Source organism: Pseudomonas sp. PGPR N4 (genome assembly GCF_059693665.1).
The window spans coordinates 182587-208378 of the sequence record NZ_JCAUKV010000004.1 but is presented as its reverse complement, the minus strand read 5'-3'; the positions used below and the strand labels follow the sequence as shown (position 1 = coordinate 208378).

The following is a 25792-nucleotide window of genomic DNA, read 5'->3' as shown; positions in this document are numbered from 1 at the left end:
TCACCGGCTCAGCAAACTGCCAAAACGGTCCGGCATATGGCCGAGGCCAGCAGTTCACCACATATCAATTGATTTTCGATCTGGTCACGTATACGTTACATGTCAATCCAATTGTCTCGTATTCTAAACATGGACCACGAACTGCTAACTCAGCGCTTAGGGCGACAAATACGCACACGGCGCCTTCATCGAGGGCTCACCCAGCAACAGCTTGCAGAGCTGGCAAACCTTACTCGTCAGAAAATCATCGCTGTGGAAAAAGGTAGCCTATCCGTTGCTATCGGCGCCTATGCCAGAGCCCTTGGCGCGATGAATTGCGAGCTGCAGGTGATTGCTGCGGCTATGCCCACGCTGGAAGAGGTCCAGGGGATGTTTGAATGAGCGCTTCATTAACGGTAACGACACCCCAAGGGCTCAGTGGAACAATCCTGACCAGCGCTGCTGATTATCTGTTCCGCTACGCTGCCGAAGCTGACCCGCACGCAGCAGTCAGCCTGCTCATGCCTACCCGCGCGGAAGAGTACCGCCATCGAGATTTGCATCCGGTATTTCAGATGAACTTGCCTGAAGGTTACGTGCTCGAGCAGCTACGCAACCGCCTGGCAAAGATCGCTAAAGTCGACCCCATGTTGCTACTGGCGTTATCTGGCAGCAGCTCTCCCATAGGCCGGGTGCACGTCAGCTCGCGCACAGTTGATGCGTTGCTTGAGCGTGAGCAGTTTCCTGGCGAAAAGCTGGACGAAATTTTATCTTGGGACGGCTCGCACGACATCTTCGCCGACCTGGTGGATCGCTACATTCTGCGTGCCGGTATCTCGGGTGTGCAGCCCAAAGTCCTGGTGCCTGAACAGCAAAACTCAACACCGCAAGGGTTCACCTCGAAGACTTCGGAATTGATCATCAAAAGTGGCCGCGACGAGTCCCCCGGCCTGGCCATCAATGAGTACCTGTGCATGACCATCGCTCAGGCCTCAGGGCTGCCCGTGCCGCCGTTCTTCCTCTCGGACAACGCCAAGTTGTTCGTCATGCGCCGCTTCGACCGGGACGAGCAGCACAACCCAATCGGTTTTGAAGACATGACGGCGTTGATGGGCCTGCCAGCAGAGCAGAAGTACAGCAAGAGTTATGCAGCGATTGCCAAGGCAATCCGCGTGTTCTGCGCACCCGAGCACCTCAATGCCTCTCTCACGCAACTGTTCGAGATGGTCACGCTAAGCTGCATCGTCGGTAACGGCGATGCCCATCTGAAAAACTTTGGCCTGCTCTATTCTGACCCCGTGATGCGCGATGCCCGCCTGGCGCCCGCTTACGACATCGTCAACACCACGGCTTACATCCCCGAAGACGTGATCGCACTGACGCTCGCCGGCAACAAGTCTCTGTTTGCATCCAGGCAGGGTTTGCTGGATTTCGCCGACACGTGTGGTGTAACGCAACCGGGTGAAGTTATCCGCAAGCAGTTGCAGGCGCTTGAGCAAGTACTGGCCAAAGCGCCGGAGCTATGCGAACAGGCGCCGCACGTGGTCGCGGCGATCAAGCAGAGTGCAGGACCCTTTGTGCAGAGCTTCGGTAACTGAAGCGCACAATCAGGTGCTCGAACTTAGCGGCAGATCCTCACCGCGCTTGACGTCTGCGTCTTCCGACCACGTTTCGTGCTCGTGCCAATCCTCACCAAACAGCTCGGCAGGATGCATCGTCCGATCCGCACCATTTCCGCAGGCCAGCGCTTTGGCCGGGCAGTACAGGTCGCACCCCCAACAAATGCGTTCGGGATGGCTTGGGTTGAGGGGGAATTTCTTGGCCATGCAGCGCCCTCGTTGTGGCGGTCATTGCGCTTAGCCTACTGCTGGCGTGAATGTGGATTTTGATCGTAATCAACTTGATGTTGCTTACCTCGTACTCGGCTGGCTGCGCAGTGTGGGGCCGCCGAGCGGCCCTTCCTGCTTCTATGCCGTTGTGCGTTGAGCTCGGTTTCGCGCGATCTCGATGTCGTCCATGATCGCCTTGGCGAAGGTGCTCAGGTAATCCGCTGCGCCCAGCAGCTTGTGGTCATTCTCCATATCGCCCTCGCGGACCAGATGCTTGATGTAGCCCAGCAGTACTGACACGTGTTCATAGGCATGCTCGAACGGCACTCCGGGCATGACCCGAAATATGTGAGAGGACCTTTCACCCGATTCGAAAAACGTTTCGACGCCGGCCGTGACGTTGGTTTTTTGATCGTCGCTCATCTCAGCATTCCTCCGGCTTGGCGGGCAGGCAGGTCAATGCGTAGTCAATCAGAGCGCGTGAGGCATCGGTGGTATGGGCGGCGTTCGCCAGCATGTTCAGCCCGGCCTGGTAAGGATGGGCGCGGCGGTGTTGGTCGATGGTTTCGGCTACGCCAAGCAGCAGTTCGCTGGCATGGGCAAGGATTTCAGAAGTAGTGACGTTTGAATGGAGGCTGAAGGAGGAGAGTTGGGTGAAATCTTGGCGGGGTGGGTCGGGGACGAGTTTCTTCATGGTGGATCTCCGTGTTTACACAGGGACTGTCACCACCTCCCTTCTCACGGGGTGGGTGGCAGTCGTACGCGGAGTGAGAAACCGGTAAACATGGAAAAACCCGGCCAGACCGAAGTCTGCCCGCGTACGACCGCCATTGATTGGCCGCTAACATGTTTACAAGGTTCTCACACCTTGGTCGCGCAAATGACGACCCAGGGACGGTACCCCTGAGGTATTTCCCCGACAACATGGAAGCTTCCGCAAGCAGCGTAGGATAGTTCCGAAGAGCCCTCGGCTGAAGCATTTGGTTGCAGGTTGGGAAATGTCCTACGGCGTCCCCTTTATCGAGGTGGCCTGTATTCAAGCCGGTCGAGCTGAACCAGAAGATGCCGCCCGAAGAAGAGAAAGCCATCGATTACTTGATGCCGGTTTTCCGCGCTGGCTGCTAAAACAAAGCCCTCGTATCGCTACGAGGGCTTTGTTGCATGAGCAGCAGAAAGGAAACCGGTTTGATCGCAGAGATCAGAAATCCCAGCGCGTGGTGACCATCATGTTGCGTGGGTCGCCAGGGTAGGCCGAGTCATAGAAACCAATGTTGGTGTAATAGTGCTTGTCGAACAGGTTGTTGACGTTGAAGGTGACCGAAAGGTTATCGGTCACTTGGTAGCGGGTCATCAGATCAACCAGCCAGTAGGGGTCTTGGGTGAATTTCTCGTAGCGGCCACCACCGGGGTAGCCCCAGTTGTTGACGGTCTGCCAGCCAGCGCTTTGCCAGCGCGCGCCGCCACCGACGGTGAGCTTGTCCAGGCTGCCCTGGAGTTTGTAGGTGCTGTAGAAGCTGACCTGGTCTTCCGGTTCCCAGGTGGCGACTTTATCACCATCGCTATTGCGCGCGATCTTATGGGTATACCCCGCTTGCAACTGCCAGCCCTTGGCCAATTCGCCGGAGATTTCCGCTTCGTAGCCCTTGGTCTTGGTCTTGGTGCCGATGTACGAGTAGTCGACGCCCGGCTGCGAGTTCCAGGCCGTGTCGGCCAGCGGACGGTTTTCTTCGTGCACCTCGAAGTAGGCGAGGCTGGAGTTCAAGCGGCCACCGAAGAACTCACCCTTGAGGCCGAACTCATAGTTCTTGCCTTCGTTGGGGGCTAGCATGGCACTGGTGCGGGTGCGGTACTGAGTCTGTGGCTGGAAGATTTCGGTATAGCTGGCGTACGCGGTGAAATTGTCGTTCAGGTCATATGTCAGGCCGGCATACGGCACCACCTTACCGCTTTCCTGAGTGTCGCTGGTCCCGGTCACCTGGTAGTTGGCAATACGTGAGCCGAGCAACAGGTGCAGTTCATCCGTCAGGCTGAAGCGACCGGTGACGTAGGTGCCGGTCTGGCGGGTCGTTTCGTCGTTGAACTTGGTGGCGGTCCACAGCGGCTCGGCGGCATCGCCGTCCCAGTTGTAGAAATCATAGGAGTTGTTGAAGTAGGTGGTTGCGGTGTAGTCCTTGGCTTTCCATTTGGAAATGGACAGGGACTGGCCGATCACCACTTCGTGTTCTCGGCCGAACAGCTCGAATGGCCCCGAGGCGTATACATCGAGACTGTCGCTGGTGGTCTTGCCCACGTATTTGCGCGCGTAGATGGAGCTGGCGGTGGCGGAGTCCTGGGAGATGTAGCCCAGGGGAGCGTCATAGCCGTTGATCTGGTGGTTGTATTGGCCTTTGGTGACCCAGCCATTATCAAAGGTATGTTCCAGGCTCGCGAAGGCCGTGCGGCTGTACTGTTCCCAAGAGCCCCATTTTGGGCCGTTGTTGAACGAACGCGGCAGGTCCAGCTTTTTGCCGGTCGCATCAAAGATGGTGCGTGTACCGGTCCAACTGGAGCCTTTCGGATCGCTGTCCTGATAATCGGCACCGAGGGTCAGCAGAGTGTTTTCATCCAAGTCGACCTCCAGGATGCCGTAGAGCACACCGGTCTTGCGCGAGTAATGATCAAGGAACGATTGTTTGTCCTGATACGCCGCTACGACACGGCCGCGGACGTTGCCGGTTTCGGTCAGGGGACCGCTGACGTCGGCTTGGGAGCGATAGTTGTCCCAGGAGCCGGCGCCCAGTTCGATGCTGCTCTTGAACGCGGAGGTCGGTTTTTTGCGAATGAGGTTGATGGTACCCCCTGGACCGCCTGCCCCGGTGAGCAGACCTGTAGCGCCCTTGAGAACTTCGACGCGATCATAGATCGCCATGTCGGTCAGGGTCTGGCCCGCCGAATATTGGGCGTCGCGCAGAGTAGGGATACCGTCGTACTGGAAGTTGACGATGGAGAACCCGCGGGAATAGTAGTTGGTACGCTCGGTGTCATAGGTCGATACGGTGATGCCCGGGGTATGGCGCATCACGTCATCGATGGCTACAAGCCCGAAGTCATCCATCGCCTGGCGGGTTACTACCGAGATCGATTGCGGTGTTTCTCGAGGCGTCAGCACCATGCGCGTCGCCGTAGCGATAGTGCCGGGGGTGTATGAGCCAGTGCCTTCAGTCACTGTGCCCAACTGGTTGGCAGTGATTTGCGTAGCCCCCAGTTCCAGGGCATCGTCGGTGCTGTTCGCGACCAGAACGTACCCGCCATTGCTCTGCCGTTGCGCTTGCAGGCCACTGTTGGCGAGCAGGCGCGACAGCCCTTCCTCGACACTGTATGAGCCTTTGAGCCCGTCAGTTGTGAGATGCCGAGCCTGCTCGGTGTCGAACGAAATGGTAACCCCCGCCTGCACACCGAACTCGGCCAGGGCGGTACTCAGCGGCCCGGGGGCGACCTGGTAAGCGGTCAGGCTCTGCGCCATGACCTGAGCCGGCATCAGCGCCAGGCCAGACAGGCTGGCAAGGGAAGCGCCCAGAACGGCCAGGCGCACGGCGCGCCTCAGCAGCGTCGGAGTGTTGTGGGAAAGCGGGGGCATTCGGTGATCCTTCCGTTGTCTTGGCAGAAACCCGCTGTATCGCGGCTTATGTCATTGACGGATGAGAATCTGAATCAGCAAGGTTGCCGCTGAAGATTCTGCGACGCGGCTTCAAGCCGGTTCAATGCTGGCCCAGTAACGCGTCAGATAACGCACTTTCACCGGCAAGGATTTGCCCAGGTTCTCCAGCACGGTATCGGTATCATCGATGCGAAAAGCGCCGGAAATGCTCAACCCCCGAACCTCGGCGGCACAGCGCAGGACGCCCGGTCGATAGCGCCCCAACTCCTCGATGAAGTCGCCCAGCCGCCAATCATCGACGCTGAGCATGCCCTGCACCCAGGCGGTCGAACCCGCTGGCAGGGGGCGGACGCTGCCTATCCGATCACGATCGAACGTGACCTGCTGGCCGGTTTCCAGGCGCAGCGGGTGATCGGCATGCCTTTGCGGGCTGACTTCAACCGCCGCCTCCAGCACACCGACAAGGGTTTGCTCGGGCAGTTGTCGCACACTGAACCGGGTGCCGAGCGCGCGCACGCTACCTTGCGCGGTCTGAACCATGAAGGGGCGCTGGGCGGGATCCTTGGCGGTTTGCACAATAATTTCGCCACGGAGTAGCTGGATTAGCCGCTGTCTGGAGTCGAAATGGATGTCCAGTGCGGTGTCGGCGTTCAGTTCCAGTTGCGAGCCATCGTCCAGGCGCAGCGAACGACGTTCCCGGATGCCCGTGCGCTGTTGCGCTAGCATCGAGCGGTACGGCACCTGCTCAACGGCCATCCATGTACCACCGCCGACCGCTATCAGCATACCGAGAATCTTCAGTACATCACGGCGTTGTGCCTGCGCTGCACCGAGGCCAGACAACGCCACCTGCTGCGGTATTGTCGCCCACTGCTCCTGAAGCTTTTCAACCCGCGACCATGCCGCCGCATGGTCAGGGCTGGCCTGTACCCACGCCTGCCACGCCCGCGTGCGCGCCTCGCTGGCGGTGCCGTCATTGAGCTGCACATACCAGGTGGCGGCCGCCTCCAGCGTCTCCAGGTTGGGCGACGCAGGCATCAGTTATCCACCAGCAACAGGCAGCGCGTCATGGCGCGAATCAGATGATTCTTCACCGTGGTCACCGACACCCCAAACCGCTCGGCCGCCGCCACGTAGCTCAGACCTTCGAGCTGCACCGCCAGGAAAATCTCCCGCGTGCGCTGGCCCAGCTCATCTAGCAGGCTATCGACCGCCACCAGCATCTCGATGATGGACAAGCGAATCTCCGGCGAAACATCCACCGGTTCCGGCCGTTGGGCCAACGCATGCAAGTAAGCCTGCTCAATGGCGCGGCGACGGCATTTATCGATCAGCAGCGAACGGGCGATGGCGCTCAGGTAGCCACGAGGTTCGCGGATGGGTGCGTCATTGCGCGCCGTCATCACCCGCAGGAACGTGTCCTGAGCCAGGTCCGAAGCATCGGCGGCGTTGCCCAAACGCACACGCAACCAGCCTTTCAGCCAGCTGTTATGTTCGCTGTACAACCGATGAAGAGCCGAATGATCAAGCGCCGACATGAGAGAGACACCGAGGCATAAATGGTAATCGATCTCATTATTATGATGGCGGGATTTTAATGCAAGGGGCTTTCCATAGCACCCACTGAATGAAGCATCACATAGAGCAGATCGCGAGAGTCTTACGGGCGTACGCTTACTTACTGCGGCATTCTAAAAGCCAAAGCAGCGTCAGTACCGTCGGCCAAAACAAGGTGTTCAGAAGGTCGTGAGCGCTTGCCTGCCAGCGCCAGTATCCGAAGCTTCCAATATCGTCTCGTCGATCTATCCACTCGCCAGCACATGCAATGATTAAAACCGCTAGCCAGCCAAGGTATGGCCGGAATCGCCGGATGCCAACGATCAGCGTCAAATAGATCGCCATGCCCACGTAGATATGCAGCGCGTCTTTGGACAGTCCGGTTGCCGCCACAATGGCGAGCTTGATGCCTTGGGCGGTTAAGATATCCAGTTCAAGTCCTCCACGCTGAGCCAGTGCCAGGTTCCGTCTGCATCCGAGCAACGTGAACTTCAATCTGACTGGAGAATTCGTTTGAAGTTATCCACTCAGCGGTCCTCTGCCACCGCGCAAGGGGGAATACACGACTCTTCTTGGGCGCAGCACAGCTTTGGCGTGGCTCGGTGACCACGTCGGCGCCATCCGGCATGTCATTGAACGTGTCGCTTTAGGAGGTCACTAGCGGGGCGTCGCTGGAATGTCTTGAACCCGGAAACGAAAAAACCCGCCAGAAGGCGGGTTTTTTTGTGTGTATGGTGCGGCACCAAGAGTCGAAAGCATTGCTAAATATCTGATTTAAAAGTGTTTTAACTAAATATTTGAATGAGTCTATCTATAAAACTATCCTTTGATACCTGTCCGGCGTTTGTCTGGCGTTAGCAACTCCAATTACCGCACCAGACGAGCTTGGTAATAAAAGGTAAAATGGCGTAAGCTCCATACTCAATAGATACTGTATGTAAGATCGCCAATTGGAGGGATCCTTGGCACTACGACTTCGCTTTATTTTAGATACCAACATCCTGATCCCACTTCAGGACTCGATGGTAGTGCTGCAGCCCAGTCTTTCAAACTTCGTGAGGCTGTGTAATGCGCACGGCCACCAATTACTTTATCACCCTGCGTCAGTCGCGGATATCCAGCGTGACTCCGACGAGACACGACGCCAACGCACATTGGCGAGGCTCGGCCAGTACACTCAGCTGCAGGCTGGGCCAGCCTGCCCGTGGAACACGCTTCACACATCCGTAAATGACGCGTGTGACAATGAGATTCTCTTTGCGCTGGAAAGCAATGCTGCGCATGCGCTGGTGACCGAAGATCAGGGGCTGCACCGCAAGGCGCGTGAGCGGGGTCTCAGCAGCCGCGTGTATTTCATCCAGACTGCCAACGATTGGCTATGCCGCCTGCATGAGCCGGGCGATGTAGAGCTTCCCAACATCGGTAATGTCGAGCTACATACACTGACCCATCAGTTGGCAGGATCATTCTTTGATAGCATTCGGGCAGGTTATGACGGCTTTAACGACTGGTTTCGTCGTAAGGCTATGGAGGGTCGACGAGCCTGGGTCTATCGTGACGGTGCCGATGAGATAGCCGCCATCTGCATCTTCGCAGTCCAGACCGACGAAGCCGTCACAGACGATGGGGATGTGCTCGCTGGCCGCTCACTGAAACTATGCACGTTCAAAGTTGGCGAAACCGTCCGTGGGCGCAAGGTCGGAGAGTTGTTCCTCCGCGCGGCTTTTAAATACGCGACAAACCATCAGTGCGAATCAATTTTCCTTCACGCCAATAACGGTCAGCAAACGCAACTGACGACCTTGATTGAAGACTTCGGTTTTAGCTACGCAGGTATCTATCAAGGAGACGCTGTCTATGTGAAGGCTCATCCGATTGATCCGCCTGCGCTACAGATTGAACCGTTCAAGTATGTAAAATTGTATTATCCGCATTACCTTAGTGGTGATGAGGTCCAGAAATTTTTGGTCCCGATCCAGCCTCAGTTTCATGACATTTTATTTCCGGACTATCAAGACCCAGGGCATGCACTTCCATATTTTCATCCTCAACGCCATGTTGGTAATGCTATCAAGCTTGCTTATCTTTGCCACACTCCTAGTAAACAACCACGCCCTGGGGATATTGTCCTATTTTATCGTAGCCGGGACATGCGCGCTTTAACAACCTTGGGTGTAGTCGAAAGCTATGAGTGGTCTGGATCGGCCAATGAGATCGCGCGGATTGTAAGCCGCAGAACGGTGTATTCCGACCAGCAGATAGAGGAAATGGCACAAACCGAGACCAAGGTGATGCTTTTTCGATTGATCAGCCACTTTGAGAGTCCTTTGCATTACGCAACTCTAAAGCGCCTGCGGATTGCCAAGGGTCCAATTCAATCCATTACGAAAATTTCTGATGACTCTTTTTCCCGAATCCTCCGAGCAACCGAGCGGTAGGGCAGTTCTGCTGTCGATCAAACCTAAGTATGCAGATCTGATCCTTGCCGGAACGAAACGTGTCGAATTGCGCCGTAGCTGGCCATCTAACGATGTCGGCGTGATGGTGCTGTATTCGTCAGCACCGATTCAAAAATTGGTTGGTGTGGCCTTTATAGACCGGATCGAAGAGTGCGACTTTGAGAGCCTCTGGACCTTGGCCAATACCAACGGTGGTGGGGTTACCTACGACGAGCTTAAAGCTTACACCAAGGGTAAGAAAACCGCATTTGGCGTTATGATAAATCGTGTCAAGGTCGCTGACACCCAAGTCGACCCCAAGGAGATTTTTCCAAGTTTCACTCCGCCCCAGTCATTTATGTACCTCGATCCCACAGATTTCTCGCGAGTGATGAGTGCAATGTTTCCATCGGAGAATTTTGTATGAATATCTTCGTCGCTGGTGTGCATGGCGTTGGCAAAACACACCTGGCCTCTCAGCTTCCTGAGCACTTAGGTCTGATGCATACTTCTGCCAGCAAATTGATTAAAAGTGAGCGTGCACTACCCAGTTGGGCAATAGACAAGCGGGCTAGTGATGTGGAGGCCAACCAAGCCGCTCTGGTTGCAGCTGTCGCTCGCTATAATAAAGCTGGTATCCGACTGATACTGGATGGGCATTTTGTATTGTTGAATATCAAAGGCAAGTTTTCCCGTTTGGGAGCGGACGTATTCAAGGCGTTGAGCCTTGAGGGTGTAATTTTGTTAGAGGCGGACGCTCATACTATTGCAGTTCGAATTCGTGAGCGAGATGGCAGGGAATCAGATGTCGACCATACTGTCAGATTCATAGCGGAGGAACGCTCTCAGGCGCAACTAGTGTGCAATGCACTTGAGATTCCACTGATTATATTAGAGGAGCCAAGCAATGACACCTTCGCAAAAGCGATTGTTGATATAGGGTTGAAGATCAAATAAGTATTTGGAAGGTTTGGTGGCTCTATTGTCATTTCGACAGCGCGTGATTTATTGGTTGTAGATTCAGAGCCCTCTTCTTGATTACGGCTTTTGTGCTGCCGTTGATGGCCTGAATACATTGATCCTTGATATAAAGCTGCTTCCTGAAAGGATTTTATAGTTTTCGATCAGGGAACGTAGTTTTACTACTAGTTCGGCCGCTTCAGAACGATCTCCGTCATTGGTGGCCGGCTTAAATTAGTGCCGGCCCTTCGGCGAGGGTATTTATCAGCTCCAAAGTATTATAGGCTTTTTGCAAATCTATGGACGATACAACCAACGCAGCAGCCGTTAAGGGCGAAAAATATGGTCCAGGCTTGTTTCCTTATTACAGGAAACAAGCCTATCCATTTTTTCAACTAGGTATCCCTATCGCTAAGCTTTTGATTTGGCAGTACGAACTTTCTTAACTGTTGGGAATAAGAAGTCTGTTACGTCATTCATCCATAATGGAGTGTTTTGCACATCGGCAGTCTCAGTATATTTTAGCGCAAACTTAACTTTGAACTTAGGTAGGTTGAATAGTTGCTCCATACTGCGTTGCTCTGTTGTCCGCAAATCGAACGCCAGCGCCGCAGGCCAATCTTCATGGTCATGGTTCATAGCCTCTAAGAGAGGCTCGACATATGCCGCAAAATCCGGATCGCTTTCGAAGCTTCTAAGTGTGGCTATGAAGTCATTTGGGATTAGTGTGTCCTCGATAACCGTCGGGGGGTGGTATTCAGTGTTGTTTGTAGGCTTCAGAATTGTTCTGCTTTCAGCAATGTCATTGTGAATTCTCTTGATTTTAATTGGCTTAATGGAGTCGTTGGCATCATATTTTTCGAATGCTTTATCAGTGTCTAGAAGTAAAAAAACCTTACCTTTAATGTCGTCTCGATGGTCGTCAAGAGCCATCTCTAAATATCTAAAAATTTTCTTGACGTGCTTGGATCCACCAACTGGCAAAATGAACAGTTTTTTCCTAGATAAATAGAAGTCGAGGTAAATCTTATCGGCCGAGCCTTCGCAAACTATCCATCTATAGTCTTTGCCTGTTATGGAAGCTATCATTGATTGGACGAGATCATTTAATCCTTTGAGCTCTATGTCCGACGGTAGCTTGCCTTGAGTTGTTTTTCTAAGTTTTGCGATGTCTTCTCTGAAACACCGAAGATCAATCATTATTAGTTCGCTTTCAAGCTTAGGGCAGTAAACGGCCACGCCGTCTGATACAATTGGCATAAACCCGTACCAATGAGTAGTGACGATTGTCTGAACCCGAGCTTGAGAGATATCTTTTAGCTTTTCGAATTGTTCGAAGCATGCGGAAATATGCAAGGATAATTCCGGCTCATCTATAGCGAATATAACATGCTGCTCTCTGGTTGCTTCAGTCTCTAAAAGAAAGGCTCTTGCAATATCTATCAGAGCTTGTCTTTTTTCTCCAGAGCTCAGGTTGTTTACAGGTACACTATCTTTGCCAACTGTTTTCGTAAGGACTTTGCTATCAAAAAAAGCTTCTATGATTTTTTCAGTCAAGTGGGACTGGTTAAATAGGTTTTGCTTTTTTGCAGGTTTTTTGTATTCGTAATTTTCAAGCGTATTGGAGATTTCTGCTAAAAATGCATTGAGCTTCTGGTTAATGTCGGTGACAGTCGCTTTTTTTACTATGTTCCTTACGATCTCTTCAATTTTTGTTCCTAGAAGTGCCTGAACTGTTTTGCTTTCTATTTTGGTGTATTCTTTAAAGTTTATTTCGGATGGGATGTATATATATTGATATGTTGTATGTGCGTATTGAAATATTGCGTCTTCAAAATCTGGCCAAAGTGAATTTTCTTGTAGGGCCTTGAATTTATCCAGAGATTCAAATATGGAGAAATATGTGATGGGTGCGGCGCCTGCGGCTGTTTTAATCAGTCCTAAGGGAATAAGGTAGTGGCTGTGAGCACCGTAACCACTATTCAATAAAATATCTCTATTTAAACAGAACTCGCTGACTGGTTTCGGCGATGAACCGAATTCTTGAGGAGTTGCCGACCATATTATTTGACTTATTTCCTCAAGGAAATCATTATATTCTTCGTGCTCGAAGTGCAAAGAATCCTTTTTTATCAGAAAAATAGGACAAATATATGGTTCTCGTTCGAGATAACCTTTCGCCAGGCTGTGATTTAAATTCCACTCTGCGGAATTAAAGAAACTATCAAGCGCTTCTAGAACGGAGCTCTTGCCTGAGCCATTTTCGCCAACTATTGCGGAAAACATGCTGCCGTTGGACAGAGGTATGTAATTTATACTTTGGTATGTTTTGTAGTTTCTTAATAACAGCCCAACTATCATATGCTTTCTCCTTGTGAGTCCGTTGCTCCAGCGTGCTGGCAGACTGCCACATTGGGAGTTTTTTTTCTATGCCCCTTCTCGTGGTCTGGCCAATCACTGTCGTTGGGCCACTGATGATCACTTGATGAAATCGTTGCCCTACGGTCTGAATTGGCGGGCCACTTGCGAGAAAATAGGTGCTAGTTCGAACTGTTTTAAATGCGCTAGGTTGTTAGGGTTGAGGCTCTCAATGATCAAATTCCGCGACCTAGAGGAGGGGTGCCTAACACTCGTTATTTCTACGAGTGGCTTGAGCCATACGTTTCCTATCGGCTGATAGCTGGCGGTCGTGATTATCGGTGCAAAATCCCTCTCAGATATTGAAAACCCATGACGTTCCTAGACGCCGAGCGAACAACCGGACTGTGAGCAGATAGTAGTAACAGGTCTCCTCATTTCGCTCGGCAAGGCAATGGTCAAGAAACCAAGCCAAATGCTTTCGCTGCCAAGCCCAAGGTGTCCGTAGCTGCCAGCGCTCTGCAATTTCATTCTGGATGGCCTTCGCTTGCCGTATATGGCGTTGCCGTGTCGCGTGCGACCCGACAAGCATTCCCCCCAAGAACAGTTTCATGTCGAATGGTTTACTCATGTCCGCCCTCCAATATAGACGGCTACCACGTCGATCCGACCGTGCCCCAGCTCGATGCTGTTTTGCTTCCGGGCCTCACGATCAAGGTTCCTATCTAACTGGTGACAATGGCCGCCATTGATAGGCGCGCGATGTTGGGTGATTTGCTCGTAGCGCTCACATGCGTATGCCGCTCGTAGCTCATGCAAACCTTTAAGGTTGTGTGCGTGCAGGATCTCTCTTCCAGGTCGGATGATGTCTTGGAGACCATTCAGGTAGCTTTCGTGTGGCGCAATCATGTTGCGGCTACCGGCAGGCGACACCCGTAGTGCAAACTCAAGTGCACATCGAACATGGTCGTTCACTGCGATCCAACGTGGCGCCGAGGTGCCGGCGCGGCCACCTTTGGTACCATCCTGAATGTTAATCCTGCCTAGCTTGTTAGCCTCACGGCTCAGCCTTGGCAGATCCGCCAAGATGGCCTCACGCAAGCGCATGCCGGTGGATCGCGCCATCAGAACAATCGCAGCAGCCCGTAGCTGATGTTGGCTGCAAAGCGCTTTGACGATCTGCTTAACCTGTTCACGGTCTTGACCCTGCGGCACCGAATGACGGACCCCGGTGCGCTGCATACCCAACACCTAACCATGGCGCGCAGATACGCCGCGTAGTCGGTCAACACCTTTCGGTCAATCTGCCGCGCATCATTGATACCGGGTCCCTGTTCGGAGCGACACCACTTTACGAATGCCAACCACCGGTCACAGTGCGCTTTGACCGTTCCGGAATGGCCACCGCCGAACATGTCTTTCAGTGCCTGCGGCCCTGCATAGCTCAATTGCCTGCCGTAGCCAAAATTGCGGCCGTCATGCCTACCCACCAATGCCATGTCTGTCACCTTATCGTTCGCTCTCCGATCCTCGCCCCACGTCATCCCGCCAAGAATGCTGAGTGTTATCAGGGGTCAAGGCCCCTGCGACCTGTGGGGATGTCCTCTAACGCGGGACTGGCGGCTCTTTACGACCAAGAGCAAGGGCATCTCATGATCTGGCCTCCTGAACACCGTTGCCGGTGGGCGGGTGGAGGCAGTGCTGGCTGACTAAACCAGCGCCTGAAGATCCTGAGCCGGGTGAACGCAGCAATGCGATGACCGGGGCATACCTGACTGTCAGTCAGGTGCAGTCCTTTCCTTGGTCTGCGGCACCATCATCTACAGCGCTGTTGCTGGTGACATCGGCGTTTGTCACGCCGATTGTCACGAGGGTGAATGCCGCAAAGCCTTGTGCGATCAGGGCTGCAGCAGTGGTAGAAGTGCCCGTCTCTTTCCAGAAGAAAGAGACGGGCACAGGTTGGCGCAATATTCGGCCAAGCGGATAGGTTGCTGCAGGGCAGCGAGGTACGGTGTATCTGGCGCACGAGCGCTATATGTGTAAGAGCATCCATCACATGGGTAGTGACCGGGCGAGCTGCCGGATGCGAATCGCCCTTGGGGAGAACCACCGCGGGAGCGGCGTGACCTTTAAGGTTCGGGTCACCCGGGGTGCTGTCATCGACAGCGCTTGCAACTCCCGGTCTACGCCTCGTCAAGCAAAGCGATTTCAGGGATTTAGCACCTGTGGATAAAACTATCCCCCGGTGGACATCAGTGGTTTTCCACAGACGCACTCTGTGCCAGCAGTTTTTTTCTTAGGTATGGTCCTTTCAAACGGGGCGGCTTTGCAGCCCCGTTTGAAAGGACCCGCGCGGAGGAGCTTCATGCGGTGCTGTGGGTAACTTCACTGCGAGTTGAGGTGGTGGTGCGGCGGGTTACTCGGTCCTTTTGGCACTGCGAAGCCGCGTGACGTTCTCGCCCGTCTGCGTGGCAAACTCATACGGCGTCACATGGTCCTCGCGGTTCGTCTCTAGAAACCGGCTCCACCAGGTCATGATCATCCGGCGCTCTTCGAGGAATTCGGCCTTGTGGGTATAGGCGGCGCGCACGTTATTGCGTTCCTTGTGGCTCATCTGGCGTTCGATAGCCGTCTCCGACCAAAGCCCGGACTCAACCAGCGCACTGCACGCCATGGCTCGGAATCCGTGGCCGCAGATATCCACCTTGGTATCATAGCCCATCGTCCTGAGCGCGGCATTCACCGTGTTCTCGGACATCGGTTTCCACGGTTTGGCATCTCCCGCGAACACCAGCTCGAACTTGCCGGTGATCGCGCAGATCTGCTCAAGCAAGGCCACGGCTTGCGGCGATAAGGGTACAACGTGAATGTCCCCGGCCATCTTCTTACCCCTTGTGGAAAAGGGCACTCCGTCCAGCGCCGGGCGGGTGTCGGGGATCTCCCAGATTCCGCGCTTGAGGTAGAACTCATTCCAACGGGCGAAGCGCAGTTCGCTGGAGCGTACGAATACATGCAACGACAGCATCACCGTGAGGCGCGTGAGTGGGCGACCTCTGTAGTCCTCGATGCATGCCAATAGCTCTGGGAGCCGCAATAGGGGTAGTGCGGGTCGGTGAGTTACCCGTGGTGTCTTGATAGAGCCATCTAGGTCGTGAGCCGGATTCGCCGTGATCAGTCGCAGCCGTTTGGCTTCATGCATGATGCTTTGCAGGTAGTTCTTGATCCTGTGCGCCACGTCGATTGGGCCGCGCTTTGTCACAGCTTTCAGGGGTGCGTGAGGTCATGGATGTGCAGCTCAACGATCAGTCTGGCGTCGAGCAAAGGGATTAGTTGAGTCCTCAATGTTTTGGCATGGCCCGGTGCATACGTTGGCACCATCCCGGCGTGCCAATCGAGGGCGACCCTTATAGGGGACGCTTGAGCTGCTTGCTGAGGATCAACAAGAGATTCCCAACGCCAGCAAGTTGTGCAGGCCGAGAATTCAGACTATCTCGGTTGCACTTCGGCATTTATGGGCATCAACAGCTACGCCGGCCAGGCGGAGAACTCAAAGTCACCTTGCCGGCTGATTTGCTGAGCCGGATCTATGCTTTTGTGAAAGCAATCCAGAACACAAAAGCCGATCGGGTTTGTTGGCTGAGGTTGCACTGACAGTTCTTCAGGACAGCTGAGATTGGGCGTTTGCGAAATGATGTGCATGCGCTAGTCGTGGCATTACAGCTAATTCTATTTGGCGGGCTCTGCGGTTTGGGTTGGGATTGCTGGGGCCGCTTTGCGGCCCTTTCGCGACACAAGGCCGCTCCTACGCCGACCGCGCTCGGGCTGGCTTCAGTAGGTGAACTTGGGAGCGCTACGAGAGAAGTGCGGGGATCTCATGTGGGGAGGGGGCATGGCGGGCTGGGCGGGCCGGTTGGGGAGGGGGGGCGCATAGCGGCTCAGCGGTTTTAGCATTGTCGCTGATACTGCCGGGCCCGCTTTGCCGGCCTTTCGCGACACAAGGCCGCTCCTACAGGGGCGGCGCTGTGCTGGGGGCAGAAACGAAAAAACCCGCCAGAAGGCGGGTTTTTCGTGTGTGTATGGTGCCGGCACCAGGAATCGAACCCGGGACCTACTGATTACAAGTCAGTTGCTCTACCATCTGAGCTATACCGGCACAGGGGCGCATTATAGCTATCCGAGCAGCCGTGTAAACCACTTCCTTGCAATCAATGCAAAAACCCGTAACTCACCGGCCTGAAAGGAGAAATTTCCTACCAGCCGCGGTGGATGGTGTTTATGCCTGGCTCGGCCTTGGCGGGGTTGAAAAACAGCTTGTCGTTGTCGCAGCCGCGCTTGCGGCAGGGCTGTGCGACGTGCAGCGGCAGGCCGCGGTCGCCGCCGAGTTGCATGGCGGGGGTGTCCCAGCCCAGGGCTTTGCCGGGGGCGTTGCTGGTGGTGTTGGTGCAGCCGGTTACGGCGAGGGCGAAGCTGAGCAGGGCGGTGGATTTGATCGGGATCACGATGTCGAAGTCCGTTCGGTGACAGTCTTTGTTGCGGGCAATTGTAACTCAGTAGGCATGGGCGAAGGCGGGTGGCCATCACGCTTTCGGACAATTCTGAAAATGCTTATGCACAAGCGGCATGCCAGGATTGCCGTGCGGGCATACCGTTGGTCGTAACCGTCGGTCTTTGCGCAAAGTGCTGTTTTTGCTGGGCTTGAAGGTTTAAGCGAATAAGCAGACGGCCCTAAATAGCCAGTTGGATCCACAAATCCGCCAATTTCATCAAAAGCTTGTGCACAGACTTATCCACAGGTTGCTCATCACTCGCGCTCGGCCAAAAGTAGCAAATTGCGGGGTGTAAGGGCGTAGTCGCAGAACAGCCCAAGGCGCACGTTGTAGCCTTGTTCCTGCATGTACAGCGCTCGATCGAGCACCAGCCACAACTCCAGCGGGCGGCGGAACAGGTTGCGTACGCGCTCCAGGTTGCGTACCTGGGCGAGGCGTTGCCAGCCGGCGGCTTCGAGTGCCTCCCAGTCGGGGTTGCCGGTGAGGGGCAGCTGTTTGAGCGCGGCGAGGTCCTGGCAGTACGCGGCGAAGGTCTTGTCCAGCCAGCTGACCGGCAGCGATGGCGTCGGCAGGTAGCTGTCGTTCTGGCGTTGTTCGCGTTGCAGCAGATCGAAGCCTAGGCGGCGGGCCATCGAGGCGTCGCGCTGGCGGCGGACGCGGGCGCCGGCGGTGACGGTTTCGCTCAGGGGCAGGCCGAGGTCGTCGAGGTCGAGCTGCAGAGTCGAGGCGCGGGCGTTGCTGGACAGGGCCTGATAGGCGCTGGCCTGGATGCGGTTGTAGCAGCAGGGCGCCAACGCGATGTGTTGGCAGCCTTGGCTGGCGGCTAACTGCAGCAGGCGCACGTGCAGATCGCCGCAGGCGTGCAGGGCGACCACGCTTTTGCTTTGGTCGAGGCAGCGGGCGCTTTCGGCAGCCATAACGTCTTGATGCAGGTGCTGGGCGGGCAGCTTGTGGTGGTCGCTGAGGGCCTGGCCGGCAGCGACCAGCTCGGGGTTGTACTCGAGGCAGGTCAGTTGCTGGCCGGGCTGCAGCAAGCGGCGGCCGAGATGCCCTTTGCCGGCGCACCAGTCGAGCCAGTGCTGGGTCTGCTGGCGAAAGCCGAGGCGGCGGCTGAAGGCTTCGATCTGCTGCCACTTGCGCCCGGGCACGTTGACGTCGAGGCGGTGGCCGGCGGGCGATAAGCCTGCGTCGGGCAACTCATCCAGGGCGGTCAGTTGCTGAGCCTGGGCGGCCAGCTGTGGATAAGGTGCGGGTGGCAGGTTTGGGTCGAGGTTGGCTTCGGCGTCTTCGAGGGTGCACTGGCGCAGCCAACTGGCCAGTTCTGGGTACTGCTGTTCCCAGTCGAGCTGCAAGGCGGTGAAGGGCCTGGGCTTCCACAGCGCTTGATGCTCGACCAGAAACTGGTCGAGGGCGTGGAAGCGGGCGCGTAGCTGGTCGGTTTCGAGGATGGCCATGGGCGCCTTAGCGCCCTTGGCAGGCGTCCACCCGCAACCAGCGCTCCAGCAGCTTGAAGCCTTGCACCAGCAGGAACGAGATGACCAGGTAGAACAGCCCGGCCGCGAAGAAGATCTCCACCGGCAGGTAGGTGCGGGCGATGATCGTGCGGGCCATGCCGGTGAGTTCGAGCAGGGTCACGGTGCTGGCCAAGGCGCTGGCCTTGAGCATCAGGATCACTTCGTTGCTGTAGGCCGGCAGGCCGATGCGCGAGGCGCGTGGCAGCATGATGTAGAACAGGGTTTTGCCGCGGGACATGCCCAGAGCCCGCGCTGCTTCGATTTCACCCTTGGGGATGGCCTGCAGCGCGCCACGCAGGATCTCGGCGATGTAGGCGGCGGTGTGCAGGGTCATGGTCAGCACAGTGCACCAGAACGGATCGCGCAGGTACGGCCACAGCACACTGTTGCGCACGGCTTCGAACTGGGCGAGGCCGTAATACACCAGAAACAGCTGCACCAGCAGCGGCGTGCCGCGGAAGAAGAAGATGTAGCCGTAGGGCAGGGCGCGCACATACCAGTGGCGCGAGGCGCGGGCGACGCCCAGCGGGATCGCCAGGATCAGGCCGGCGATCACGGCGATGGCCACCAGCTCCAGGGTCAGGGTCGCGCCCTGGGCGAGGCGTGGCAGCCATTTGATGATGACTTCCCAGTTCATTATTCAGCCCTCACGAAGCCGCGAGCGGCGCGTTTTTCCAGGAAGTACATGCCGGCCATCGCCACTACGGTGAGGCTCAGGTAGATGCACGCGGCAACCATGTAGAAGGTGAACGGCTCCTTGCTCACGGTCACGGCGATCTGCGAGTGACGCATGATTTCTTCAAGGCCGATCACCGACACCAGCGCGGTGTCCTTCATCAGGATCATGAACAGGTTGCCCAGGCCAGGCAGGGCAATGCGCCACATCTGCGGCAGGATGATCCGCGAGAGGATGCGGCCTTTGGACAGGCCCAGGGCCAGACCGGCTTCGCGGTGGCCCTTGGGGATCGCCAGGATCGCGCCGCGGAACACTTCGGTGGCGTAGGCGCCAAAGCACAGGCCCAGCGCGATCACGCCGGCGGCAAATGCGCTCAGCTCAAGGCCGGGCATGTTCAGGGCGTCGCCGAGGCTGTTGACCAGGCCGACGGTGCCGAAATAGATCAGCAATACCCACAGCAGCTCGGGAATCCCGCGCACCAGGGTCGAATAGAAGCCGCCAAGCCATTGCAGTGGCTTGAGGGCAGAAGTCTTGGCAAGGGCGCCGAGCAGGCCCAGGATCAGCCCCAGCAGCAAGGCGCAGAGCGCCAGTTTTACCGTCATCAGGGTGCCAGCCATCAAGGCCGGACCGAATCCGTGCAGGTCAATATTCATTGATTAGGTGCGTTCTAGGGACCGACACGCCGCTAGGGCGTGCCGGTCGGGCGAATCATTCGATGCTGAACGGGAAGTACTTGTCGTTGATCTTCTTGTACGTACCGTCGGCTTTGATTTCTTTCAGGGCAGCGTTGAGCTGGTCGCGCAACTTGTCGTCACCCTTGCGCACGGCAATGCCGATCTTGTCGCTGTCCATCACCGGCTCGCCTTTGAACTCATAGGCTTTGCCGTCGTTGGATTTGAGCCACTCGTACTGCACGTACTTGTCGGCGAGGATGGCGTCGACGCGGCCCGAGATCAGGTCGAGGTAGGCGTTTTCCTGGGTGTCGTACAGTTTGATCTGCACGTCGCTACCGTAGTTGTCTTCCAGCCAGGTGCCGGCCAGGGTCGCGCGCTGGGTGCCGATGATCTTGCCTTTGAGCGAGGCCTTGTCGGTTTTGAAGTCGACGTTCTTCGGTGCGATGAACTGCAGCTTGTTCGAGTAGTACGGGTCGGTGAATTCAACCGCTTGCTTGCGCTCGTCGGTGATCGACAGCGACGACACCAGGAAGTCGAACTTCTTCGCGTTCAGGGCGGGGATGATGCCGTCCCAGTCGGAGGTGACGACCGAGCAGTCGACTTTCATCTTGGCGCACAGGGCGTCGCCGATGTCTTTGTCGAAGCCGACCACGTTACCGCTGGCATCCTTGTTGTTGAACGGCGGGTAGGCCGCTTCGATACCCATGCGCAGTTTGTCTGCGGCCAGGGCATTGGCCGAGAACACCAAAGTGGCGGCAGCGGCCAGGAGAAACTTCTTGTAGGTCTGCATGTATTGCTCCGTTAGCGGTGGCTGGACATGAATTGCTTGCAACGCGCCGAGTTCGGGTTTTCGAAGACCTGCTGCGGCGTTCCTTGCTCTTCAACCAGGCCCTGGTGCAGGAAAACCACTTCACTGGACACCTGGCGGGCAAAGTTCATCTCGTGAGTTACCAGCAGCATGGTACGGCCTTCGTCGGCCAATGCGCGGATAACGTTAAGCACTTCCTGGACCATTTCCGGATCGAGCGCCGAAGTTGGCTCGTCGAACAGGATCACCTTGGGCTTCATGGCCAGGGTACGGGCAATGGCAGCACGCTGTTGCTGGCCACCGGAAAGCTGGGCGGGATAGCTGTGGCGCTTGTCGAAGATACCGACTTTGTTCAGCAGCGCTTCGGCATGTTCAGTGGCTTCGGCCTTACTCTGGCCAAGCACGCGGCGCGGCGCCTCGATGATGTTGTCGAGGATCGACATGTGCGGCCACAGGTTGAAATTCTGGAAGACGAAACCGATTTCGCTGCGCAGGCGGTTGATCTGGCGGTTGTCCGATGGGATCAGGTCGCCGTTCTTGGCGGCCTTGAGCTTGAGCTCTTCACCGGCCAGGAGGATCTGCCCTTGATGCGGGTTTTCCAGCAGGTTGATGCAGCGCAGCAGGGTGGACTTGCCGGAACCGGACGATCCGAGGATCGAGATCACGTCACCATCGCGCGCGGTCAGGGAAATGCCCTTGAGAATTTCCTGGGTGCCGTAGCGCTTGTGCAGATTGCGGATTTCCAGCGCGGGCGTGGCCTGGGCCATGTGCGGTCCTCTTCGGTTCGGGTGCGTTCCCAGCTGTTGGCGGCCTTCCTGGCGAGCGCCACGCTAGCATAGCGGCTCATTGACAGCCAACGGGGTCGCAAGGGGCTCAGGTCGCTGGCGGGGCAGTTTGTCGCATCGTTGCAGTGCAACGTCGCGAGGATGTCCGCCGGCCTTGTGCCCAGCACCAGAGCCTTGATGAAAAAAGGCGCGATGGTGCCAGTTTTGCACCGCACTGGGAAGCCGTTTTTAGCCGTAGTGGCTACTGCCCTCTTTTTCGCTTGAATGGAGGTTGCGCTGACGGTTGCACCTGGGCGCTTCGATTTTGTGCGCGGGTGTTACCAAGGAGCACCTTTGGTGCATTTGTAAGTGGGTATTTCAGTAATCTGCTCGGCACAAGCCGATTTGATGTGCATTCGGTCAAGCCTTGGCCAGATGCCCTGCAGGCCCCGCCGGGATTGATATCGGGCCTGGCGCTGATGAGCTAAGCACGGAGATGGCGCGGTAATTGCCACAGGAGATTTCCAGAATGCAGCGACGCCTACCTAAATCCCGGGTGCGCTGGCCAGTCATTCAGGTAGTCCACCTCCTTACAAAGGTAGTTTTATGAGCGGTAAGCACAATTCCAATGACCTCGCTCAGGGGCTCAAATCGCGTCACGTCACCATGTTGTCCATCGCCGGTGTAATCGGCGCGGGGCTGTTCGTTGGCTCCGGACACGCCATTGCGGCGGCCGGCCCTGCTGTGCTGTTGGCCTACGCGGCAGCCGGTACCCTGGTGGTGCTGGTGATGCGTATGCTTGGCGAAATGGCGATCGCCTCGCCCGACACTGGTTCGTTCTCGACTTACGCTGATCGCTCGATCGGCCACTGGGCCGGCTTCACCATCGGCTGGCTGTACTGGTGGTTCTGGGTGCTGGTGATCCCGCTCGAAGCCAACGCTGCGGCTGCGATCCTCAATGCCTGGTTCCCCGCGGTTGATCTGTGGGCGTTCTCGCTGTTGATCACTCTGGCGCTGACCGTTACCAACCTGTTCAGTGTGAAGAACTACGGCGAATTCGAGTTCTGGTTCGCGCTGCTCAAGGTACTGGCGATCATCGGCTTCATCGTGGTCGGTTGCGCGGCCATGTTCGGTATGGTGCCGGGCAGCCAGGTCAGTGGCGTCAGCCACCTGTTCGACACCCAGGGCTTCATGCCCAACGGCCTCGGCGCAGTGCTGGCAGCCATGCTGACCACCATGTTCTCGTTCATGGGCACTGAAATCGTCACCATCGCCGCCGCCGAATCGAAAGACCCGGGCAAACAGATCAGCAAGGCCACCAACTCGGTGATCTGGCGGATCTGCCTGTTCTACCTGGTGTCGATCTTCCTGGTCGTGGCCCTGGTGCCGTGGAACGACCCAGCCCTGGCGGCCACCGGTTCGTACCAGACCGTGCTGAGCATGATCGGCGTGCCGAATGCCAAGCTGATCGTCGACATCGTCGTCCTGATCGCCGTGACCAGCTGCCTCAACTCGGCGCTATACACCTCCTCGCGCATGCTGTTCTCGCTGAGCAAGCGTGGCGATGCGCCGGCCGTTGCCCAGCGCACCACCAAGGCGGGTACGCCGCACTGGGCAGTGCTGCTGTCGACCGCTGCGGCGTTCCTCTGCGTATTTGCCAACTTCGTCGCGCCAGCGCAGGTGTTCGAGTTCCTGCTGGCCAGCTCCGGCGCGATTGCCTTGCTGGTGTACCTGGTGATCGCCGTGTCGCAACTGCGCATGCGCAGCCAGCGTGAAGCACGCGGCGAGAAGATCGAGTTCAAGATGTGGCTGTTCCCGGGCCTGACCTGGGTGACCATCGCCTTTATCGTCGCGGTGCTGGTGGTGATGGCGATTCGTCCAGACCACCGCATCGAGATCATCGCCACCGCGCTGCTGAGCCTGGCTGTGGTCGCTGCCGGCCTGCTGGTGCAGCGCAAGCGCAAGGCCGCCGTGGCAGCTGGGCGGGTTGTGCTGAGTAACTGATCTGCCGGCTCGTTGAGCTGAATGCAAAAAGGCCGCGCTCTGGTTCAGGGCGCGGCCTTTTTTAATGTCGCAACGCTGCCGGTGTAGGAGCGGCCTTGTGTCGCGAAAGGCCCGCATAGCGGGCCCGGCAATTTCGGCGGCGAAGCTGAGAATCCGGGGCCGCTGCGCAGCCCTTTCGCGACACAAGGCCGCTCCTACAGGGGGGGGCGCTGAGGCAGAGTTAGCCGAACTGCTTCTGTTGCAGCTGCTGCTTGGCTACCACTTCAGAGGCCGCTACGTACGCTTCCTGGAACTCGTCGCTCTCCAGCCAGGCCATGGTGGTTTCTTCGTCGGCGCCGTCCAGCCAGGTGCGGTAGGCGGTGAACACCAGCACGATGTAGTCGGTGGCGTGCTCTTCCTTGTGGCCTTTGAGCACCAGGGTCAGCAGTGGGTCGACCAGGAACACCGCGATCATTGCCACCAGGCCGGTTTCCTGAGCGGCTTTCATCTTGCTGAACAGCTCGCTGTAGCTGTCCGACTCCAGCGCCTTGTTGAAGATCTGCTCGACGCTGGCGCTGTCACCGGCGCTCGCCTTGACTGCCTGGCCGCTGCGCACCATGCGGTTTTGCTTGGCTTTGCTGGCGGCGCGCTTGGCGCGTTTTTGCTGCTTGGTGTTGGAAGCCATGGGGCCTGAAATCCTTGGAGGGGCAAAAGTGCGCGTATTGAATCGCACTTGCCCGACAAACCCAAGAGGCACGCGTCGCGATCAGGCGGCCGGCGCCTCATCTTCTTCAAAGCCACGCGATGCCCGGCCGACCAGCAGCGGGTCGGGCGCATGGGCCACGCGCAGGTCCTTGCCGGGGTACTCCAGCGAATGCAGGAAGTGGCGGATGCAGTTGATCCGCGCGCGCTTCTTGTCATCCGACTTGATCACCGTCCACGGCGCATCGCCGGTGTCGGTATGGAAGAACATCGCCTCTTTGGCGCCGGTGTAGTCGTCCCACTTGTCCAGCGACTTGATGTCGATCGGCGACAGCTTCCAGTGCTTGAGCGGGTCGTCCCGGCGCGAGACGAAACGGCGCAGCTGCTCTTCGCGGTTGACCGAGAACCAGTACTTGAACAGCAGGATGCCGCTGTTGGTGAGCATCCGCTCAAGGTCTGGCGCCTGGCGCATGAACTCCAGGTATTGCATCGGGGTGCAGAAGTCCATGACCCGCTCGACCCCGGCGCGGTTGTACCAGGAGCGGTCGAAGAAGACCATTTCCCCGGCGGTCGGCAGGTGCTGGATGTAACGCTGGAAATACCACTGGCCCTGTTCCTGCTCGGAAGGCTTCTCCAGCGCCACGATGCGCGCGCCACGCGGGTTCAGATGCTCCATGAAGCGTTTGATGGTGCCACCCTTGCCGGCCGCGTCACGGCCCTCGAACAGCACCACAATGCGCTGGCCGGTGTCCTTGGCCCAGCTCTGCACCTTGAGCAGCTCGATCTGCAGCTCGGTCTTGGCCTTCTCGTATTCGTTGCGGCGCAGCCGGGTGCGGTACGGGTAGCTGGCGGGCAGGCGCGCCGAGGTGCTGTCCTCGTTGCTGCCTTTGCGTGCGCTGGCCACCTGCAGCGCGGCGGGCTGCTGGCTGATGCTGAGAATCGCCGGTTCGGCGCTGACCTTGGCGGCCGGCTTGCGCTGGCGTGGGCGACGGCTGCGCGGGGCCGGTGTGGCGCTTGCGCTGAGGGTGGCGCTGGTGTCGGCAGCAGGGGCGGGGGAGAGAAGCGGGGTGGATTCGTCGCTCATGGAAATCCTTGCGGGTCGGTTCGAGTGTCCACCGATCATGCTAAGGAATGCTGGCAACGGGCCTGTTGATACGGGTCAACAGCAGTGCATGAATAACGCGCAGGCATAAAAAAACCCTGAATCTTTCGATTCAGGGTTTTAGTGTTTTGGTGCCCAGAGACGGAGTCGAACCGCCGACACGAGGATTTTCAATCCTCTGCTCTACCGACTGAGCTATCTGGGCAACGGGGCGCATTAAAAGACTTTTTCAGGTTTGCGTCAACGACTTTTTGAAAATTTTTT

At 56.9% G+C, this 25792-nt stretch carries 23 protein-coding genes, 2 tRNA genes and 2 pseudogenes; 6 read left to right on the top strand and 21 right to left on the bottom strand.

What is annotated here, in order from left to right; translation table 11 throughout:
- Positions 1-129: 129 nt before the first annotated feature.
- Positions 130-381, top strand: a complete 252-nt coding sequence (locus AC58X1_RS17665; protein ID WP_497429232.1) for a helix-turn-helix transcriptional regulator — start codon at positions 130-132, stop codon at positions 379-381.
- Positions 378-1577 (top strand): type II toxin-antitoxin system HipA family toxin, encoded by a 1200-nt coding sequence (locus AC58X1_RS17660; RefSeq protein ID WP_497429231.1) that lies wholly within the window; start codon positions 378-380, stop codon positions 1575-1577. Before AC58X1_RS17665 ends, AC58X1_RS17660 begins: the two co-directional genes overlap by 4 nt.
- 9 nt (positions 1578-1586) lie before the next feature.
- Here AC58X1_RS17660 and AC58X1_RS17655 read toward each other — a convergent pair whose 3' ends face one another.
- The 7 genes from AC58X1_RS17655 to AC58X1_RS17625 all read right to left on the bottom strand — a co-directional run bounded on the left by AC58X1_RS17655 (position 1587) and on the right by AC58X1_RS17625 (position 7434).
- Complete coding sequence (locus AC58X1_RS17655; protein ID WP_101322523.1) at positions 1587-1805, bottom strand: DUF3079 domain-containing protein; 219 nt, start codon at positions 1803-1805, stop codon at positions 1587-1589.
- A 141-nt stretch (positions 1806-1946) separates the two neighbouring features.
- Positions 1947-2231, bottom strand: coding sequence for a DUF3077 domain-containing protein (locus AC58X1_RS17650; RefSeq protein WP_101322522.1), 285 nt, complete (start codon positions 2229-2231; stop codon positions 1947-1949).
- A gap of 1 nt (position 2232) precedes the next feature.
- Entirely contained in the window at positions 2233-2502 is a 270-nt protein-coding gene (locus tag AC58X1_RS17645; protein WP_150570489.1) for a hypothetical protein, read from the bottom strand.
- A gap of 504 nt (positions 2503-3006) precedes the next feature.
- Positions 3007-5424, bottom strand: a complete 2418-nt coding sequence (locus AC58X1_RS17640) for a TonB-dependent siderophore receptor (RefSeq protein ID WP_497429230.1) — start codon at positions 5422-5424, stop codon at positions 3007-3009.
- A gap of 111 nt (positions 5425-5535) precedes the next feature.
- Complete coding sequence (locus tag AC58X1_RS17635; protein ID WP_497429229.1) at positions 5536-6483, bottom strand: FecR domain-containing protein; 948 nt, start codon at positions 6481-6483, stop codon at positions 5536-5538.
- Complete coding sequence (locus AC58X1_RS17630; protein ID WP_220632741.1) at positions 6483-6983, bottom strand: sigma-70 family RNA polymerase sigma factor; 501 nt, start codon at positions 6981-6983, stop codon at positions 6483-6485. Before AC58X1_RS17630 ends, AC58X1_RS17635 begins: the two co-directional genes overlap by 1 nt.
- Before the next feature lie 136 nt (positions 6984-7119).
- Positions 7120-7434: a hypothetical protein gene (locus tag AC58X1_RS17625; RefSeq protein WP_497429282.1), complete on the bottom strand. Its 315-nt coding sequence runs from the start codon at positions 7432-7434 to the stop codon at positions 7120-7122.
- Between the two features lie 530 nt (positions 7435-7964).
- Here AC58X1_RS17625 and AC58X1_RS17620 point away from each other — a divergent pair.
- From AC58X1_RS17620 to AC58X1_RS17610, 3 genes are read left to right on the top strand one after another with little or no spacing between them, the layout of a single operon-like run.
- A complete protein-coding gene (locus tag AC58X1_RS17620; RefSeq protein WP_497429228.1) occupies positions 7965-9440 on the top strand; it encodes a GNAT family N-acetyltransferase in 1476 nt (491 codons plus the stop codon).
- Entirely contained in the window at positions 9400-9867 is a 468-nt protein-coding gene (locus AC58X1_RS17615) for an ASCH domain-containing protein (protein WP_497429227.1), read from the top strand. Before AC58X1_RS17620 ends, AC58X1_RS17615 begins: the two co-directional genes overlap by 41 nt.
- Entirely contained in the window at positions 9864-10397 is a 534-nt protein-coding gene (locus tag AC58X1_RS17610; protein WP_497429226.1) for an ATP-binding protein, read from the top strand. Before AC58X1_RS17615 ends, AC58X1_RS17610 begins: the two co-directional genes overlap by 4 nt.
- Positions 10398-10811: 414 nt before the next feature.
- On the opposite strand, the gene AC58X1_RS17605 is transcribed toward AC58X1_RS17610, so the two are convergent.
- From AC58X1_RS17605 to AC58X1_RS17555, 11 genes and pseudogenes are all read right to left on the bottom strand, one after another.
- Positions 10812-12761, bottom strand: a complete 1950-nt coding sequence (locus tag AC58X1_RS17605; RefSeq protein ID WP_497429225.1) for an ATP-dependent nuclease — start codon at positions 12759-12761, stop codon at positions 10812-10814.
- 352 nt (positions 12762-13113) lie between these two features.
- Entirely contained in the window at positions 13114-13389 is a 276-nt protein-coding gene (locus AC58X1_RS17600) for a hypothetical protein (protein WP_497429224.1), read from the bottom strand.
- Positions 13386-14257: pseudogene (locus AC58X1_RS17595) on the bottom strand (integrase domain-containing protein). Before AC58X1_RS17595 ends, AC58X1_RS17600 begins: the two are co-directional and overlap by 4 nt.
- A 917-nt stretch (positions 14258-15174) precedes the next feature.
- Positions 15175-16160 (bottom strand): annotated as a pseudogene (locus AC58X1_RS17590) (tyrosine-type recombinase/integrase); the annotation flags it as partial.
- Between the two features lie 675 nt (positions 16161-16835).
- Positions 16836-16911: transfer RNA gene (locus tag AC58X1_RS17585), tRNA-Thr, on the bottom strand.
- Positions 16912-17008: 97 nt separating this feature from the next.
- The gene (locus AC58X1_RS17580; RefSeq protein ID WP_497429223.1) at positions 17009-17257 is read right to left on the bottom strand and encodes a hypothetical protein; all 249 of its coding nucleotides are present in this window, start codon (positions 17255-17257) and stop codon (positions 17009-17011) included.
- Positions 17258-17559: 302 nt separating this feature from the next.
- Positions 17560-18759, bottom strand: a complete 1200-nt coding sequence (locus tag AC58X1_RS17575; protein WP_497429222.1) for a methyltransferase — start codon at positions 18757-18759, stop codon at positions 17560-17562.
- Positions 18760-18766: 7 nt separating this feature from the next.
- Complete coding sequence (locus AC58X1_RS17570) at positions 18767-19456, bottom strand: ABC transporter permease (RefSeq protein WP_101322513.1); 690 nt, start codon at positions 19454-19456, stop codon at positions 18767-18769.
- Complete coding sequence (locus AC58X1_RS17565) at positions 19456-20148, bottom strand: ABC transporter permease (RefSeq protein ID WP_101322512.1); 693 nt, start codon at positions 20146-20148, stop codon at positions 19456-19458. Before AC58X1_RS17565 ends, AC58X1_RS17570 begins: the two co-directional genes overlap by 1 nt.
- Before the next feature lie 55 nt (positions 20149-20203).
- Positions 20204-20959 (bottom strand): ABC transporter substrate-binding protein, encoded by a 756-nt coding sequence (locus AC58X1_RS17560; RefSeq protein ID WP_101322511.1) that lies wholly within the window; start codon positions 20957-20959, stop codon positions 20204-20206.
- An 11-nt stretch (positions 20960-20970) separates the two neighbouring features.
- Positions 20971-21744 (bottom strand): ABC transporter ATP-binding protein, encoded by a 774-nt coding sequence (locus tag AC58X1_RS17555; protein ID WP_101322510.1) that lies wholly within the window; start codon positions 21742-21744, stop codon positions 20971-20973.
- A gap of 603 nt (positions 21745-22347) precedes the next feature.
- On the opposite strand from AC58X1_RS17555, the gene gabP reads away from it, so the two are divergent.
- Positions 22348-23745 (top strand): GABA permease, encoded by a 1398-nt coding sequence (gene gabP, locus AC58X1_RS17550; protein WP_101322509.1) that lies wholly within the window; start codon positions 22348-22350, stop codon positions 23743-23745.
- Between the two features lie 220 nt (positions 23746-23965).
- On the opposite strand, the gene AC58X1_RS17545 is transcribed toward gabP, so the two are convergent.
- From AC58X1_RS17545 to AC58X1_RS17535, 3 genes are all read right to left on the bottom strand, one after another.
- Entirely contained in the window at positions 23966-24409 is a 444-nt protein-coding gene (locus tag AC58X1_RS17545; protein ID WP_101322508.1) for a hypothetical protein, read from the bottom strand.
- Positions 24410-24490: 81 nt separating this feature from the next.
- Positions 24491-25510, bottom strand: coding sequence for a polyphosphate kinase 2 (ppk2, locus tag AC58X1_RS17540; RefSeq protein ID WP_188036815.1), 1020 nt, complete (start codon positions 25508-25510; stop codon positions 24491-24493).
- A gap of 147 nt (positions 25511-25657) precedes the next feature.
- Positions 25658-25733 (bottom strand) — tRNA-Phe (locus AC58X1_RS17535).
- Positions 25734-25792 lie beyond the last annotated feature (59 nt).